This window comes from Vibrio sp. MarTm2 (genome assembly GCF_027587055.1).
In the GTDB taxonomy this organism is placed as follows: Bacteria; Pseudomonadota; Gammaproteobacteria; order Enterobacterales; family Vibrionaceae; genus Vibrio; species Vibrio sinaloensis_D.
Genome location: NZ_JAPPTK010000001.1, coordinates 74066 through 91808 on the forward strand (window position 1 = coordinate 74066; position 17743 = coordinate 91808).

At 45.4% G+C, this 17743-nt stretch carries 18 protein-coding genes; 2 read left to right on the plus strand and 16 right to left on the minus strand.

The annotated features are described in order from the left end of the window. Positions 1-36: 36 nt before the first annotated feature. The 6 genes from OH458_RS00470 to OH458_RS00495 all read right to left on the minus strand — a co-directional run bounded on the left by OH458_RS00470 (position 37) and on the right by OH458_RS00495 (position 5925). Complete coding sequence (locus OH458_RS00470) at positions 37-675, minus strand: response regulator (RefSeq protein WP_038134380.1); 639 nt, start codon at positions 673-675, stop codon at positions 37-39. After that, complete coding sequence (locus tag OH458_RS00475) at positions 668-2029, minus strand: cache domain-containing protein (protein WP_269976906.1); 1362 nt, start codon at positions 2027-2029, stop codon at positions 668-670. Before OH458_RS00475 ends, OH458_RS00470 begins: the two co-directional genes overlap by 8 nt. 88 nt (positions 2030-2117) lie before the next feature. Continuing rightward, a complete protein-coding gene (locus tag OH458_RS00480; protein WP_269976907.1) occupies positions 2118-3401 on the minus strand; it encodes a TRAP transporter large permease in 1284 nt (427 codons plus the stop codon). 2 nt (positions 3402-3403) lie between these two features. Continuing rightward, on the minus strand, positions 3404-3952 hold the full coding sequence (locus OH458_RS00485) for a TRAP transporter small permease subunit (RefSeq protein ID WP_005472145.1): 549 nt from the start codon (positions 3950-3952) through the stop codon (positions 3404-3406). A gap of 126 nt (positions 3953-4078) precedes the next feature. After that, entirely contained in the window at positions 4079-5167 is a 1089-nt protein-coding gene (locus OH458_RS00490; protein WP_038191892.1) for a TRAP transporter substrate-binding protein, read from the minus strand. A gap of 386 nt (positions 5168-5553) precedes the next feature. Beyond that, on the minus strand, positions 5554-5925 hold the full coding sequence (locus tag OH458_RS00495; protein ID WP_038134371.1) for a hypothetical protein: 372 nt from the start codon (positions 5923-5925) through the stop codon (positions 5554-5556). Between the two features lie 218 nt (positions 5926-6143). Here OH458_RS00495 and OH458_RS00500 point away from each other — a divergent pair, with 218 nt between their 5' ends. Further along, positions 6144-6809, plus strand: coding sequence for a DUF2982 domain-containing protein (locus tag OH458_RS00500; RefSeq protein WP_039482166.1), 666 nt, complete (start codon positions 6144-6146; stop codon positions 6807-6809). A 63-nt stretch (positions 6810-6872) separates the two neighbouring features. On the opposite strand, the gene OH458_RS00505 is transcribed toward OH458_RS00500, so the two are convergent. The 10 genes from OH458_RS00505 to OH458_RS00550 all read right to left on the minus strand — a co-directional run bounded on the left by OH458_RS00505 (position 6873) and on the right by OH458_RS00550 (position 17214). Continuing rightward, positions 6873-7529: an MBL fold metallo-hydrolase gene (locus OH458_RS00505; RefSeq protein ID WP_269976908.1), complete on the minus strand. Its 657-nt coding sequence runs from the start codon at positions 7527-7529 to the stop codon at positions 6873-6875. An 89-nt stretch (positions 7530-7618) separates the two neighbouring features. Further along, on the minus strand, positions 7619-8161 hold the full coding sequence (locus OH458_RS00510; protein ID WP_269976909.1) for a YcbK family protein: 543 nt from the start codon (positions 8159-8161) through the stop codon (positions 7619-7621). A 185-nt stretch (positions 8162-8346) separates the two neighbouring features. After that, positions 8347-9900 (minus strand): L,D-transpeptidase family protein, encoded by a 1554-nt coding sequence (locus OH458_RS00515; protein ID WP_269976910.1) that lies wholly within the window; start codon positions 9898-9900, stop codon positions 8347-8349. Positions 9901-10037: 137 nt separating this feature from the next. Further along, positions 10038-11117, minus strand: a complete 1080-nt coding sequence (locus OH458_RS00520) for a DUF1513 domain-containing protein (protein ID WP_269976911.1) — start codon at positions 11115-11117, stop codon at positions 10038-10040. Beyond that, positions 11107-12138: an imelysin family protein gene (locus tag OH458_RS00525; RefSeq protein ID WP_269976912.1), complete on the minus strand. Its 1032-nt coding sequence runs from the start codon at positions 12136-12138 to the stop codon at positions 11107-11109. Before OH458_RS00525 ends, OH458_RS00520 begins: the two co-directional genes overlap by 11 nt. 9 nt (positions 12139-12147) lie before the next feature. Further along, positions 12148-13533, minus strand: a complete 1386-nt coding sequence (locus OH458_RS00530; protein ID WP_269976913.1) for a di-heme oxidoreductase family protein — start codon at positions 13531-13533, stop codon at positions 12148-12150. A gap of 127 nt (positions 13534-13660) precedes the next feature. Beyond that, positions 13661-14923, minus strand: coding sequence for an imelysin family protein (locus tag OH458_RS00535; RefSeq protein WP_269976914.1), 1263 nt, complete (start codon positions 14921-14923; stop codon positions 13661-13663). Positions 14924-15090: 167 nt separating this feature from the next. Then, a complete protein-coding gene (locus OH458_RS00540; protein ID WP_269976915.1) occupies positions 15091-15729 on the minus strand; it encodes a GTP cyclohydrolase II in 639 nt (212 codons plus the stop codon). 156 nt (positions 15730-15885) lie between these two features. Beyond that, complete coding sequence (locus OH458_RS00545; protein ID WP_072016669.1) at positions 15886-16068, minus strand: hypothetical protein; 183 nt, start codon at positions 16066-16068, stop codon at positions 15886-15888. Between the two features lie 174 nt (positions 16069-16242). Then, positions 16243-17214 (minus strand): GGDEF domain-containing protein, encoded by a 972-nt coding sequence (locus OH458_RS00550; RefSeq protein ID WP_269976916.1) that lies wholly within the window; start codon positions 17212-17214, stop codon positions 16243-16245. Between the two features lie 107 nt (positions 17215-17321). On the opposite strand from OH458_RS00550, the gene OH458_RS00555 reads away from it, so the two are divergent. Further along, the gene (locus OH458_RS00555; protein ID WP_269976917.1) at positions 17322-17741 is read left to right on the plus strand and encodes a BLUF domain-containing protein; all 420 of its coding nucleotides are present in this window, start codon (positions 17322-17324) and stop codon (positions 17739-17741) included. The last annotated feature ends 2 nt before the right edge of the window (positions 17742-17743 follow it).

Below are 17743 nucleotides of genomic sequence, written 5' to 3' on the forward strand. Positions count from 1 at the left end.
TGTTCGGCCAAACGCATACTAACTGACCCAATATCACTAGTCTACCAATCCACGTTCAACCGCATATTTGGCGAGCTCTGCCGTACTGTGTAAATCGAGCTTGTGTTTGATGTTCTGTCGATGAGTCTCAACGGTTCGATAGCTGATGTTGAGCATTGCAGCGACCTTTTTGCTGCTATGGCCCTGTGCGACAAGCTTGAGTACCGCCTCTTCCCGTCGGCTCAGTGGATTTGGCTTTTGGCTGGCGGGAACAACTTCTTGAGAAAACAGCGTTTGAGTCACGGACTCACAAAAGTACGTCGAACCTTGATTAACCGTTTTGATGGCCTGAACCATCTTATCTGCACTGATTTCCTTCAGCATGTAACCGACCGCGCCCACTTGCATTACCTTCATTATGTATTCGCGGTTGTCATGCATGGTTAACATCAAAATTTTCGCTTGCGGGTTTTCTTCGCGGATCATATTTGTCGCCTCGATACCATTCATGATAGGCATACTGACATCCATCAAAACCACATCGGGCTTCAACTGTTTCACCCTTTCTACCGCCTCTAACCCATTACTTGCTGTCCCGATAACCTCGATTTCAGGCTCCATTTGTAAACGAGCCATAAATCCATCGAGTACCACCTGGTGGTCGTCTGCGATAACAACTTTGATTACATCACCCATACACCAATCCATCCAGTTCTAAGAGCACAGTGATCTCGGTACCAAAGCCCGGCTCACTTTCAATTTCAAAATCTCCGCCGATAAACTCGACGCGCTCACGCATGTTACGTAAGCCAATCCCTTGTTTACGCATGGCTGTAGAAACGTCAAACCCTACCCCATCATCTCTAATAATAAGCTGTAGCATATTGCCCATTTGCTGCAAAATCACGCTGACTTTGTTGGCATTGGCGTGTTTTCCGATGTTGGTCAAGGATTCTTGCGCCACCCGATAAAGCGTCGTTGCCACTTCGGACTTTAACTTGCCTGACGCGGTCGTCAGTGACGACTCTACCTCAACACCGGAATGCGCTTTGAAGTCTTGCAGCAGACTGTTCATGGCAGCCTGTAAGCCAATGTCATCCAAGGCACTGGGGCGAAGTTGGTGAGAGATATGACGAACTTCATTGATTGCTGTCATCAAGGAGTGCTGAGACTTGACGAGATGCTGCTGCAACTCGGGTTGGTCAATTTTATTGCTGAGCAGTTCGAGATGACATTTACTCGACACCAAAAGTTGATTGATGCCGTCATGTAACTCTCTGGCAAGATGCTTTTTCTCATCTTCTTGAAACATCACGGTTTTGTGCGCCAGCTCTTTTAAGCTTCGATCTGCTAGCTTATGTTCGTGTAGATTAACGGCCAACGTGATCACAACGATAACGGCAACCGTCACAATCATAATGACAATCACTGTAAAGAAGGTGGTTTCGATGTTCTTGTTGATTTCAGATTGAAGCCGAGCCACCTCTTTGGAAATATCTTCAATGTACAGACCCGTTCCGATCATCCAGTTCCATTTATCTAGCCAAGCGGCATAGCTTAGCTTCGGAACACTTTCCCCAGAGGAGGGTTTTTGCCAAAGATATTCGTGATAGCCTCCCCCGTTTCGAGCTTGATGCAACAAGGCAGCAATCAGGAAGTCGCCATTTTCATCCTGAATATCAATCAGGTTCTGGCCCACTAATTCAGGAATGATGGGATGAACAAGATTGACGCCCGTCTCGTCATAAGCGAAGAAATATCCATCTCCTTCCGTGCCATAACGCAGCTTGTCGATGATCTGTTTTACTTCTTGTTTCGCAACCTCTTCCGATAGATTCGGGTCATTATAAATATGAGAAATGGCGTCAAACGCGAGATCCACACTGTCTTTAAGTGCGGTCTCTTTAGATTTGATCAAACCAGCACGAAATAACTCGACTTCCTTTTTGCCAAGGGTTTGAGCTTGGTAAATAGAGATCCAACTGGTGATCGCCGTTACCAGTAATAACGGGACAAGGCTGAGCAAAATGAGTTTAGCTTGTAGAGGCATTCCATTCCCCTTAATACAACGAAAGCCGCTTACGGCCAGTAAGCGGCTTAACTATAGCAATGATTGTTAATTATCTGTAACTATGCGGTCACATTCCGTAAAACTCGGGGAAAACCAACAAACTAGCGAGAACCAGTATCTGAATTGCGATAAATGGCATTACCCCTCGGTAAATGTCTTGTGTTGTGACACCTTTCGGTGCTACCCCTTTTAGATAGAACAAGCTAAAACCAAATGGAGGCGTTAGGAATGAGGTCTGAAGGTTCATAGCGATAAGAATTGCAAACCACGTCATATTGATGCCAAGGAGCTCGGCAACAGGCGCCAAAATAGGAACAATGATGAAACAGATTTCCACGAAGTCGATAAAGAAACCAAGCACCAAAATGACAAGCATCGTGATGATGAGGAAGCCCCATTTCTCACCTGGGATATTCAGCATCCACTCTTCGACTAAGTAGTCACCGCCCGTATAAGTAAACGCCATTGAGAAAGCCGTTGCACCAAGTAGAATCGCGAACACCATTGCCGTTACTTTGACTGTTTCTTTGGCTGCCTCATAGACCATCGACCAACTAAACTGGCCGTATAGAAGTGCAAGAATAATCGCACCAGCACCACCTAGCGCTGCCGATTCTGTTGGCGTTGCAACACCTGCGAAGATAGAACCGAGAACCACAACAATCAGTGCGAGTGGCGGGATAACCGCTTTCAATGCCGTGATTATCTCTTGCTTGCGATCCATCGTGCCATCGCTAGGGATAGGTTGCGCAGCCTCTGGGTTTAGCTTCGCGTAGATAAGGATATAGATGACATAAGCCCCCACCAAGACAAGGCCCGGCCAAACCGCCGCTTGGAAAAGATCACCAACAGGAACGCCCAATACATCACCCAGCAGAATCAAAACGATAGAAGGCGGTATGATCTGTCCCAACGTTCCTGAGGCACAAATCGTACCGCAGGCAAGACCTTTATCGTAGTTGTACTTGAGCATCACAGGCAATGAGATAAGCCCCATCGCAACGACCGAAGCCCCTACCACACCCGTTGATGCGGCGAGCAGCGCGCCAACCAATACGGTTGAGATCGCAATCCCCCCACGTACACCGCCAAACAACTTGCCCATTGACTCAAGCAACTGTTCCGCAAGGCGAGTTTTTTGCAGCACTAGGCCCATGAACACAAACAATGGTACAGCCATCAGGACGGTGTTTTCCATGATCGACTGAATTCGATACGGCATGAAGGCAAACATCTCCCAACCTTCTGCCCAAACACCAAAGATTAACGCGATACCACCAAAGGTAAACGCAACAGGGAAGCCAAGTAGCAGAGCAAACAAGGCAACGAAAAACATTACAATACCGACCATGATTAGCTCTCCGACTTTTGGTTCTGACTTGCTTGGTAAAGAAGGTGAGGATTCACAATCTTATTGATTGAATGCAGCAGCAAGCCTACGCCACTGACTGCCATAAAGAAGAAAGATAAAGGGATCATCGCTTTAATGATCCAGCGATAAGGTAAGCCACCAGGGTCACCCGAAGTCTCTCCCAGCGCGTAACTCTCCTTCGCAAAGTCGATACCGTAATAGGCAACCAGTAGGCAAAATGGGAAAAGGAAAAAGAGTGTGCCTAACACATCGATAATGGCCTGCGCTTTATTCGATAAGCGCTCATAGAAAAGGTCGACTCGAACATGGCCCCCAGCTTTGATAGCGTAGGGAACACCTAATAAAAATACGGCAGAAAACAGGTGCCATTCCATCTCTTGGAATGCAATAGAGACATCGTTAAACACGTAACGCATTACAACGTCATAGACGACATTGGCAAGCAACAAGATAAACAAAATGCTTGATAACCATCCAAGGAAGTCACCAAAGCGATTAAACGCTCGCTCAATATAAATTAGGCTTCTCATTCCCTACTCCATGGAATTTTGAATGAAACGCCACTTAAAGGTGGCGTTTAGTTTGATTAGATTTCTTGGGCTTTGCTGACAAGGTGACAGTGTCACCCTGTCAGCATTTTTATTTATGTGTTTTTGTTATTGAGCTTGGCTATTTAGGTAAGCACGATGCGAAATGTTAGACCACGGACGAACTTGATTGATGTAGTCTGCTTGCGATTGTTGGATTTCTTTCGCCATTGCATCTTTCTCAGCGTGTGCCTTCAACAGACGATCATTTGCTTCACGCAGCGCCGTCATGACCTCTTCTGGGAAGTCTTTAACCTGAACATTCGGGTACTCAGATTGGATAGACGCCCAGTTTTTGCCACTTTCATGCTTAGATTGAGTGTACATATCGTACGCAGCGGTTTTCATTGCCACTTGAAGGATCGCTTTTAGATCATCTGGTAGACGTTCCCATACACGCTTATTGACTAAGAACTGAAGCTCAGTTCCTGGCTCATGCCAACCTGTGTAGTAGTAAGGTGCAATTTTGTGGAAGCCCATACGCAAATCGAGTGATGGACCAACCCACTCAAGCGCATCGATGGTACGACGCTCTAAAGAAGTGTATAGCTCACCAGGGGCAATGTTCGTCGGTTTAGCGCCAAGCTCAGCAAGGATTTCGCCGGCAAAACCTGGAATACGCATTTTCAAACCTTGTAGGTCTTCAACCGAATTGATCTCTTTTTGGAACCAACCGCCCATCTGGGTATCCGTGTTACCACCAGGGAAAGAAAGCAGGTTATGAGGAGCGTAAACCTTTTCCATCAACTCCATACCGCCACCGTAGTAGAACCAAGCGTACTGTTCTGTTGGCAGCATGCCGAAAGGCATTGAAGTGAAATAAAGAGTGTTAGGTACTTTGCCTTTCCAGTAGTAAGACGCAGAGTGGCCAAGATCATACTGGCCGGATTTCACCATATCGAAAACACCCAATGGCGCTTTGTGCTTGTTTGCAGAGTCGATACGAATTTGCAAACGACCGTTCGACATTTCCTCTGCCATCTTTGCCATGTTTTTGGTCGCGTCACCAAAAATCGGGAAATTTGGTCCCCACGTTTCCGCCAGTTTCAAGCGATACACTTTTTCTGCAGCACTAACCGATGTCGCCGCCATCATTAGCGCCGCAGCCACTGCTGTACCTTTTAGTACTCGTTTTAAAGATTGTTTGATAAGACTCATGTTCACGTCCTTTGTTAGCCGACATACCTTCATAGGTAGTTTCTGTTCCGGTTAAAGAGTCGTACAAGACATGAAAAGATGAAATCAGCGAGAACACGCACTGTTATTAACAAATACAAACAACGTCATACTTATGGTGTACGTAGTAATACGTACTACAAATTATGCAGCGCTATAAAAATTAATAAGTTAGAAATAAGAGGCAGGAAAAAACAAGCGAGATATACGTAGAAACAAATTTTGACTATAAATGTAGGAAAAATGTAATAAGTGTGACAAGCGGTTCGTTTTTATGCGCTTGGGTTTATAAAACAGAAAGCCTCGAACACGTCGAGGCTTCTAAAGCATTATGCCTAATGAATATCACTAGGTAAGCAGAGCGGTTACTAAACAGCTTTGTAGATAACCTTGTTGCCCGCTAGCTGCTCTTTAACCACTAGATTCTCTTCTAGTAGTTTTTTAAGAGCACCCGTCGCCCAAGATGCTGCTTTCGCATCTTCCTGGCCTGCTTCTAGGCCGATACCTTTAGGGTTAATGCCTTCCGCATTTGCCACAACGATATCTAGAACTTGTTGTTGTTTTGGCGTTAATGCAACGTCAGTTGCTTTAGCTACAACAACTTTCTCCGCTGCTGGCGCTGCAGCTACTTTCTTCTCAACTACAGGCTTCGCTTTCTTTGTTGCTGCAACATTTGCAACTGTCGCTTTAATACGCTTTTGCAGTTTCATCTGCACTTTGCGCTTATGAGCAAGTCTCATCGAGTATTTCTCCATTTCACTGCATACGGAGCAGTGGTGAAAATTTGAAGCGCGATTTATACCAAAATTTTGCGGTCATTTACAGCGTATGGTCAGCTTTATAGACCAAAAATGCGTGATATCCGGTTATCAGACTACAATTTAATCAATAGGGTTTATGATCTTTTTCCTAACTACTGAATATATAAACAGAGGTTTAAACGTCACGAGTGGCCGCTATGGAAACACTGCACTTATCCAATCAACCGCTAGATTTTCGCTCACCATTTGCCAAGATAGTCGGATGGTTGCTCACCATCGGCGTCTTATTTCTGGTTATGTATGCGCCGGGATTGCAACAAGCCCTTTTAACCCTAGTGGCGGTTTGCTCAGTGATTGGCTTTGCCTACCTGATGATTCAAAAAGCAACCGTCGGCTACACCTTAACTGCCACTCATTTTCAGCAACACCTGTTCAAAGGCGGTTGGGTCGTAAAATGGACGAACATAAGCAAGATCGGCATTTGTCATTACGATCAAGAAGGGTGGCAACAGCCCCTACCCTGGATTGGCATCAAGCTCAAAGACTACTCGCCCTACCTAGAGAGCATTTGTCCTCGGATTGCGACAGAAATATTGTTGAGCCAACGGGCACTACTTTACCTTGGCGCACGGCAACACAATCAAGGCACCCGATTTGAGGACATTGTGCTTGATTCAACGCCCTACAAAAACAGCCGTGGTGAAGAGTTTAAAGGATTGCAAGCCATGCTCGCTAACCGAATGGCATATCAAAGACGCTATTTTGATTACGATATTTTTATCTCGGCACAAGATCTCGACCGACCCATAGAAGAGTTCGTTGGTTTGACGCGGCGCTACCTTGCCGCCGCAGAATCAGATTGAGATCCTGCATAGAAAACTAAAAAGACCGCACTAAGCGATCTTTTTGCAATATCTATCGGCTATTTAGTACAACGGCATCTCATCGGCCACAAACGGGTTTGATGCTCGCTCGCGGCCGAAAGTGGATTCTGGACCATGACCAGGAACGAAGCGCACCTCATTTCCTAAAGGCCAGAGCTTAGTCTTGATAGAGCTAATCAATGTATTGAAGTCGCCTTTGGGAAAATCAGTACGGCCAATAGAACCGTTAAACAGCACATCCCCGACAAAGGCAAGTTTGGCTTCGTTACTAAACAGTACCACATGACCTGGCGTGTGCCCTGGTGTATGAATCACGTCCATAACCTGATTCCCGAAAGCGACTTTGTCACCCTCTTCCAACCATTGATGAGGTTCAAACGCTTCGGTAAGCGGAAAACCAAACATCTGGCTTTGGTTTTCTAATCCTTGAAGCCAAAAGTTGTCATCTTTATGAGGGCCAACGATTTCAATTCCGCCAAGCTCTGCCGCAAGCGGTTCAGTGCCCCCTACATGGTCTAAGTGGCCATGAGTCAACACGAGTTTGACAACCTTCACACCGAGCTCTTTGATAAGCATTGCAAGTTGTTTTACGTCACCGCCGGGATCCACCACTACCCCTTCCATTGTTTCATCGCACCAAACGATAGAACAATTTTGAGAAAACGAGGTAACGGGAACAACTTGGTACTTCAAAGACATAAACGAACCTTTATCTATAGCTAAACTGGCTGAACTATGACATCTGGCTGGTTATTTGACAATAGTCGCAACCTTATTGCCTTAGCGTGCTACGACCAATAGCGTACTGGACCGGTGTCAATATGAATAAAGTTACTGCGAGGGTAATAGCCAACGCCACCCGCTTTTAAGCTGATTGCAGCATCTCGCACTTGTTTTAGGTTGACCCCATCAAGACGGAAATCGATGGCTTGACCAAGCATGTGATAGCTTTTCTTCGCGACGCCACCTGAATTGCTTCGAAGCGCTTCATTCGTCGCAGGAGAGCGATATCCAGAAATGACAATCACTTCAGACTCAACCCCCAACTCTGACTGAATCAGAGAGATTTGGTCAAATAGGTATTTATCCATGGTGTGAACTTCATTACGGCGGAAATCGCGGCACAAATGGTCAATGCGAGAAAGTTCGTTTTTGACATATTTCTGACCATCAAAGTAGCACGTTTCTAGTTCTTCACCGGTATTTAGCGCTTTAAGTGCTAATGCTCTCGGTTCATCGGGGAGTGAAGCGAAAGCCAAACTTGGCGCACAACTCGCAACGACTAAGCCACTCCCTGCTAATTTAATAAAATCTCTTCGTGAAAAATCCACAACAAAATGCCTTCATATAACGGTTTATTGGAAACGTGTCGCGAAATGACACTACCTAACTCTTATATGAAGTGCAAATGCATAAATCGTGCTCACAATATGCAAAATCGCAGCTTTTATTGCTTAACCTTTGATCGAAATACAAAAAATAGTTCGATGAGTGAATTGTCATTTTTAGGTCAATCTCACCCTTTTGTGTAACCAAAGGTATCTAGCTGATAAATATCTTCTCTATAGTGGGTTTTGCCTTCTTCAAACCAAGCAGTTTGATAGATGATGTGTACGGGGATGCGTTTACGAAGAGGGATTTTCTTGTTCGAGCGATCCGCCTTCGCTGAGAGTTTACTTTTCGTCAGCCCTTGGTATTCGAGTAGACGAGAAGCAAAAACATCCGCGTGCTCGACTCGAATACATCCAGAACTAAACGCGCGCTGAGGTTCGTTAAAAAGCCCTTTGCTCGGAGTATCATGCAAGTAAATAGCGCGTTTATTCGGGGTATTGAACTTATAAAGCCCTAGTGCATTTTGATTGCCAGAGCGTTGAGTCATCCGATAAGGAAACGACTTAGGGTTCATCGCGTCCCAATCTATTTGCTGCGGATCAATTCGTTCTTTCGATCCCCACTTGGGCAAAATCTCGATGTGTTGTCTGGTGAGGTATTCACGATCCTCTTTCATTTTAGGAATGATGTCTTCCACCATAATTTTCCACGGTACATTCCAAGTCGGATTGAGGATCAATGTATCAAGGTTGGTGGTCATCAGAGGGGTCGGTCTTGCTTGGCGACCCACCACCACTTTCGATTCAAATACGTTTTTTCCGCCATGCCAGTAGGTCATTTCATAACTGGGCACATTCACGACAATTATGGTGTCTTTATCGCTCGGCCAATAGCGGATCCGTTCAGCATTCAATGCCAATGTTGTTAATCGATCTTTCATCGACACATTGAGCCACTTAGCCGTTTCAGGGCCAATGACGCCGTCTTCTTTCAATCCATGCAACTTCTGAAACTGCTTAATGGCCGGAACTAGGCTCATGTCGTAATAAGTAACATCACGCCTCACGTCTGCCAGATCGACATCAACGACGCTTAGGCGCTCTAAAAGAAGCTCTCTATCAAGTAGCTTGTCGCCGACTTTGATCAAGCCGCCTTGCTCAAGCAAAGGAATATTGCGTTTGTCGTGTTTGGAAATATGTAGGTAGGTATCAATCAAGCGAAGGTAGTCTGGGCTGTCTGGCGTGTAGGACTCAATCAGCGCAGATAACTGTTGATTGGCAACGGCTCGTCGAACTGCGACCACGGCACCTGTCGGGATCGGCTGCAGCGATTCAGTCAACTTGCGCTCAAAAAACCATTCTCCACCATTGGTTTTGGCTTTTTCCGCATAGTTAAGATATAGAAGCAAGGTATCTGTCGCTAAGAGATCATATTCAAACCAGCGATTGCTCTTACGATAAAACTGCAAATAGCTTAATTGTCGGGAAAACAGCGGGCTAAATCCTGCGTGTTGAATCACCTCCAACTGGAACTCAAGACTGCTGCCCTGCTGAAGATCAAACCAAATAAGCTGTTCGCCGTTTTCTTGGTAGATTTGTTCGACCACAGACGGATACTGTAGCAACTCATTCAGTTTGCTATCAGCACTTGTCCACCCTAATTGATGGAAATAATCTGAGGCAAAAACCTGTAACGGAAACAACCACACCATCAACAACCAAGTTTTCCAAACCCTCATAACACATCCCTTTTTACGCTGATAAAAGAAAGTATGGCAGAGAAGATTGAAGATAGTGTGACTTGTTTTTAAGAATTTAATAAAGGTCTTGGTAATTCAAATTTTTATTAATGATTTACTGTTCTAACACTACGCACCTAGGCGATCGCTGACCAGTGGTTATCCCACTGCACCCCAGACTGAACAGCGCTTTTATCACTCGGAGAATACTGAGTGATCACGCTGCCCCCTCCGGAGCTGACTCGGAAGTGTCCATCAAGCGCGACGACACCGGAAGCATCTGGCAATGGGGCCAACTCCACCAGCTGCCGATTTTGTTTCGACCATATCCCATAACAGTTACCTCTAGGCGATGTGGCCAAGATCCAATCTTTGGTCGCCGCGATGCTTGCGATGTAGTGATTGAACCTAGCCCACTGCTCAGGCTCTGCCTCAAGAGAGGTCAGCGATTCTCCCTTTTTATGTATTGCTAGCAACGCAGGGTACTCATCTGGCTCACCTCGATATTGTTGACCACACAACACAGTCTCGCTTCCGTCATGCGCTAGGTGGCGAATACTTAAGTGACGATCGGCAAGGGTCTGCTGTTCAATCAACTCGCCATTGCGATCCAAATAGCTCAAACTTGGCGTCATTGTCGACAAGTTAAGCGGCGTTCGCCCGTCAGTATGGACACCGCCGACACCAATAGCCAAGGTGTCATTGGGCATCATGATCACCTCATGCGGGCCAAGGCCAAAGTTGGTGAACTCCGCAACTTTCTCGTAACCCGCGACCACGTCGTAAACGCCGATAATCCCTTTACTGGTATCACGCTCACCTTCGGTGGCATATAGCCATTGACCATCATTCGAGTAGACGCCATGACCATAAAAGTGACGTTTTACATGGGCAGAACGAACGTTAACGACCTCGCCAGTTTGATAGTCAAAGACAACAAAAAATGTGCCTGGCCGACGTGCAAATGCCACCCCGTGACGAAATCGTTTATTGGTTGCCACGCCATGACCGCGCTCTGGCAACGGAATGTGAAATATTGGCGAGCCAAATTCATCGGCAACAACCGCACTGTACTGTCCTCGCTCCTTAATCGCGCAGCCGATCAAAGCAGGCTCTCGGCGTGAAGGTGTCGAGGTACAACCTAATGGCAGTATCGGGGCGGCAGCGCCAAAAAGTGCCGCTTTGAGCAATGAGCGCCTTGTTTTATCAGTCACCATCAGTTGCGTTAAATCCTATTACGACACCCAGTTCAATCGCCACTTCTTCGTGAATCAAATATTTTAACTGCTCTAACTTGTTGTAGTTCGAGTAAGCCACGCGATACCCTTCTTTCGATTGGAGCAAACCAAACAAACTGACGTCAGCAGGCCATGTCTCTATCGTCATATCGAACTGCCTCAAGATACGATTAGCCAGATCCGAATATCCTCTTTGACGAAGCGACGCATCCAACCCTTGTCCATTTGCCAGATAGAGTTCTCGCAGTGCGATGACATTCGCCTTCAAATGCATCATCGATGTTTGGGAGCGCCAAGATTCAGCAAAGTAAGGTCGAGGTTGGCCAAATTTAGCCAATGGTCGACTCATTTTCTTCATGCTGTATTCGAGCTGGTTAGACAGCAAAGCGATGTACTCAGATGTCCATGCTTTGTCATCTAAGCTCTTCCAAGGATTCGTTTGCCATGCAGCGTAAATCGCATTGGCGTTGTTATTTAAGTTCTGACTAATCGCGATAGCCGTTTGACAGACACGGCTTTGAGGTGCCAGCGATGAGCTCTCATCATAGAGCAGCCATTCCAGTGATCCGAGACCTTGAACCGTCACGCTTTGCTGCGCTATCTCGGATGCGGACCACGCTTTGTCTTGTCGAATTAGGCTCGACATCTTCCGCCCTGTGGTATTTTTTTTGTCTGGCCAAAATTGGACATTCCAGCTTTGTGCAAGTGCCGCCTCTGGGCCTCGCTCTTGACCTTGCAGCGCCATCCAGCTTTCCATCATGCTGCGCCACTGCTGTCGAGTAGCATCGAGCGACACTGATTCTGCGCAATACTGTTCAAACTGACGACTCAACAAATCACTCTGCTGGGCAAATTTCTGAGCGGCGTAATACTCGACTTGATAGACGCCTTGACTGGCATGATTCGTCTGCTCAGGCTCGGTGATGTTGTCTGACTGAGACTGACAACCCAAAAGCCCCATCAATGCAATGGATGCTGCCGTTATCTGAAACCTATTCATGTTGAACCCTTACAGTGAGTTGAGAAATGCGATTAACGCATGACGCTCAGTTTGACTAAAAGTAAGCACCGTCTGCTTCGCGTTTTCCGCTTCTCCGCTATGCCAAAGCACCGCTTCCATTAGATTTCGCGCTCGTCCATCGTGTAGGAAATAGGTATGTCCGTTGACCTCTTCAGTGTAACCGATGCCCCAAAGCGGGGCCGTGCGCCATTCGCGCCCATTGGCTAGATACTCAGGTCTGTTATCCGCGAGCCCCTCTCCCATGTCATGAAGCAACATGTCGGTATAAGGGTGGATTGTTTGATTTGAAAGCGCAGGCAGCCCTTCACGTTCGCCAGTTTTCACATTCGTCTTATGGCAACTCTCACAGCCCGCTTTTGCGAACAGCGCCTGGCCTTTTTGAACCAAAGGATCATCTAAATTGCGACGGATTGGCACCGCTAAATGTTGTGAATAGAATTCGACAAAGTTGAGAATTTTTTCACTTACTTCTGGATTTCCTCCATTTGGCAACTCGTCACACAGTGTCTGACTGGCGGTGCAGTTCTCTTTCGGAAACAGACGGCTTGTTAGACCGACATCGCCGTTAAATGCGGCGGCATTTTGCTGCATTAAATTTGGCTGACCCGCTTTCCAGCCAAATCGGCCAATCGCAAAATCATTCGCTTGCACATCCCACACTTTGTTGGTTTTACCGGAGATCCCGTCACCATCTCGGTCTTGCTCGTCAGCCCATCGTTGCAAGGTTTCATCGGGAATGCTCTCAAGTAAACCTAATCCAATCATGGGCGGCGCAACTCGAGCAGAAAACTGCGTGTCTGGGTGCATCGCTCCATAACCAAGCTCAGTAATTTCGAGCTTAGGTTTTCTCAACGTAACCACGGTACCATCTTTGAATGTGACAGGATGATCACTGTAGGTGATTTTGATTTGCCCTTCAGGTGTTTGGTCTTGAAGCGCAAAGTCTTGTAGCTGACCACCGTAAGTGGGTTCTGGGATAACACCATCTTTAATAAATGCTGCTTTCTGCTCAGGCGTCATTGCGGGGATACTCAGCCTCACTAACATAGAAACTGCATGCAAATCGCCCTTTTCCGGTGGGTGCCCTCGACCATCTTTGATATGACAGTTTTGACAACCATTGGTATTAAATAGCGGACCTAAACCGTCACGCGCATCGGTTGACGCAGGAGCCTGAACCCATGGATTTCGAAAGAAGCTATTACCAACGCTAAAATCCAAACGTTTGGACATCGGTAAGTTACCCGCGGGCAAAGAATAGGCATTCGCGCCGTCTTTTTTTACTGACGTGCCACCACCAGACGCAACCTCGTAGGCAGATACCGCAGAGCTAGTAATGAGTAATGCTGAAAGAAAGGAGAATTTGTAAAACATGATACCTAGCGCTCATAGCAAAACCTTATCATTTAAAATATGTAAACAAGAAATATTCTCATTAAATGTAAGGTCATAAAAACAACAAAAAGGGCTCAAAGGAGCCCTTGCATGATCAGAAATCGGATTAAAATTCGTGATCAGCCGTATCTGGGTTTAGGCTGTTAATTCCAACGATTTTTGCCGCACGCTCAATTGAAGCCGTTTGCGCAACCAGTGACATAATTGTCTCGTTCACCAGCGCGTTGCCTTTCACGTTTCCAGATGCGATAAGTTGATCGAAGAACTCACCGTTGTTTTCTGCAGATGTCACCAACTGACCGACTTGTGAACGGGTAACATCAAACTGCTTCTGGATCTCTTTTGCTGCTTGCTGGTCTTTTTGAGCAACGAGATCATTAATGCTTGGTCCCGAGAGCAATGTACCGTCCTGACGCTTGTACAACCCCGTGTAAACGTTGTAGATACCCTGCTCGTTGTAGTAGTGAGAGTTGTGCGTATTGTCAGAGAAACAATCGTGCTCGTCTTCCGTCGAGTTTGCTTCTAATGCCACTTTCATACGCTCACCCGCAAGTTCACCAAGAGACAATGAACCCATACCAAATAGCATTTTACGTAGGCCATTTTCTGAAGAGTCAGAGAGTAATTCTGCGCGGTAGTTACCCTTCTCGTCCGCTGACCACTGCTTTTCCATCCATTCTAGATCTTGGATTAGCAGTTGAGCTGTCGCTTTTAGGTACTCGCCACGACGCTCACAGTTGCCGTTCGTACAGCCTTCACCCACCACAAAATCTGTGTAAGGACGCTGACCAGCTCCAGCATTAGTACCATTTAGGTCTTGGCCCCATAGCAAGAATTCAATCGCGTGGTAGCCTGAAGCGACGTTTGCCTCAGAGCCGCCGATTTCATTCAAATCTGCAATCGCTTTTGGCGTCAGTTGAGAACCGTCCATTGTTGTAGCGCCAATTTTAAGCTGCTTATTCGCGACAATGTTTGCATTTGCACCTTCGTTACCTAGCTCGTACTGGTAGTCAGTCGATACATAATCGATAAGGCCTTCATCGAGCGGCCATGCATTCAACTGCCCTTCCCAATCATCCACAACTGCGTTACCAAAACGGAACACCTCAGATTGTTGATAAGGAACGCGAGAGTCTAGCCAAGCTTGTTTTACTTCTTCTAGCTTTGCAGCTGAAGGTGCTGCTAGGAACGATTCGATAGACTTATCTAGCTTCTTTGCGGTCGTCAGTGAATCTTCAAAAACCGCATGCGCGATGTCTGCGTAATGTTCTACAACCTGTTCTTGAGTCACTTTCGCAGCAAAAACCGAGCTGCTCGCCAATACTAAAGAAGCAGCGACTGATTGCGCCAATAGAGATTTTACATTCATTGAAAAGCATCCTTGTTGAGCTTAATAATCGTTATTATTTATTAGTGCTAATTATTATCATTTGCACTATCAAGGCGCAATCATACAAATTTACAATTTTATTGCAAGAGGCATACAAAAAAGCCTCACAAAAGTGAGGCTTTTATCAACATAGATGAAACAGAGGCTTACAGCTTTAATTGATGATTACCGTGAGACGCTTTAGCTTTCAGGTAACCTTCATTTCCATCTTTAACATGGGCTGATGTATTGACAACTTGCTCGATTTCAATGCCGTGTTCTTTAAGTTCACGAATCTTCTTCGGATTATTGGTCACCAAGCGAATTTTGTTAACGTTCAGCGCTTTTAACATCTGCGCCGCTTCAGTGAAGTCACGCAGGTCATCACCAAAGCCTAGGTGATTGTTAGCTTCATAGGTGTTCATGCCCTGACTTTGCAATTTGTACGCATCGATTTTATTGTATAAACCGATGCCACGACCTTCTTGCCTTAAGTACAAGATGATCCCACCAGACTCACCCATACGGTTTATCGTCTCGTCGAGTTGTTCTCCACAATCACAGCGTGAAGAATGGAAGACATCGCCAGTTAAACACTCTGAGTGCATACGAACCATCGGTGCCTCTTGAGTCTGGTCTGCATGTTTAAAAATGACTGCAACGTGCTCTTTATCTGTTTTCAGTCCAGAAAACGATAATAGTTCTGCATCAATATTACTCTTGGCACCGACTTTGAAGTCGACTCTGGCTCTTACTTCCGCCATATCCCTACTCACTCGAATCTCACTTGCTTCTATTTCTATCATTCTAGAAATCTCTTATTTGTTTTAACTATGGGGACTGATACTGGATAAATCAACGATTAGTTCACTTTTGTTATAATATAACAATTTAACTTCTAGGCAATAAAAAACCCCAACACGCAACGTTTGGGGTTTGTTCAAATAGGCTCAGGGGCTGGGTCAATGATTTTGTTTTGTTTTCCACATGAAGTGCTCAATCCAAAGCGATTCTAACTCGCGTAACTCTTCTTCAGTCAATAGCGATAAAGTGGGCTTAGTCTGCGGCTGACAATATGCCTGCAGATGGCTTATCTGAGCATAAAAATCTTTTTTTAATTGCGCTTTATTTGTGTCCACAATCATCCCTGCACTTAATCTATAACTGACTAAATTGTCACTCTAAATTCCACTTGTCTAAAAAATGATAACAAATTACATAGTTTGCGCAAAAGAGAGACCCTAATTTGGGCTTAAAATCACAATTTATTTATGGGTATACGCTTTACAATTCATTCGCTTAGAGGATCTTTTTGGATCTTAGAACAGCTCCACATCACTAAATGGATCAATCTCTTGATTTTGTCTGTTATCTTTTGCTAGTTCATCATAGCTACGGATCTGGTTTCGTCCTTCTGTTTTTGCTAAGTACAACGCTTTATCGGCGTAGCCTAAAATAGTCGGTAGATACTCATGGCGCGAGATTGCACATAATCCGCAGCTTAGAGTGATCTGCTGAACTTGAGGAAAACGGTATTTTTCGATGTGCTTTCTGAATCCCTCCAGCTTGTCGTATGCATGGGTTTGGTCTTGCTGAGGAAGTAAAACGACAAATTCTTCACCACCAAACCGAAACAACTGCTCGTTGTCGCAAAAGTAGTTCTGCATCTGCTGTGAAAACATCAGCAAAATCTCATCACCGATCATGTGACCAAATTGGTCGTTGATAGACTTGAAATGGTCTAAATCAATAATTGCCACCCACATATGCTCTCCCCCTTCACGAGGAGAGACCAGATCGAAGCTTTGCGACAACCTCTCTTCAAGTGTACGACGATTGAGTAACCCGGTTAACTTATCACGCTCACTCTCATGCAATACCACCAAATAGTTTTTGTAGATTTTTGCAAAACCATCGATAAGAAGTTGATAGTTAGAGGCCTCACCATCGATATCTACAACCAGTTCAGCGGAGCTGTCATCAGAAATGGGGATGGGATAACTAATTCGAGAATGCGATTTACTTATTGTTTCGGTGGTAGGCGTTGACCTAGCATGGTCATGATATGAGTTTTTATCCAGATTCGGTTCATATACCCAATCGTAATGATGTTCTGTTTCACTTTTGATCACTTTGGCAATAATCACCCTTGTATTGGCAATGAAATGCGTCAAACAAGCACTTTGGACTGGCATCATCTCAGTAAGTGTCGCCAAGAGACAGTGTCCTAATGAGATTGAGTTTCTCTGCTCGGTAATTTCTACAACGGAGCTCAGTATCCTATCATCCATTCGTCTGCTCTAATCGATTACTGATAGCTTCAGTATAGGGCGAAAACCCTTATATGTAATTTATGGCATATACTTTATTTGACAAGCCCAATAACTGAGGAGGCGGCATGTTTCTAGTGCGACTGATTTATGCGAGCACCGTCTGCGACAACTTGACGCAAAATGATATTGAAGAGCTACTCAGCATATCCAAAAAAAACAATGCTTCTGTTGGTGTGACTGGTTTACTACTGTTCAGCCAAGACTATTTTTTACAGTGCCTCGAAGGCTCACGCTCTCAAGTAAACGCGATTTACCAACATATTTTGAACGACAGGCGACACAACAAAGTCATACTACTTGAGTATACAGAAGTTGCTGAGAGGGAGTTTGGAGAGTGGAGCATGGGTTATGTACCGAACATAGAATTGACAAGCCCAGTTAATCTGCGGTACTCGTCAAGTAAACATTTTGACCCGTACAACATGTCAGGTGAAAGCGCCCACAAGCTTCTTGTTCACCTAAGAAAAGTCGTCAATATTGCGTAAAA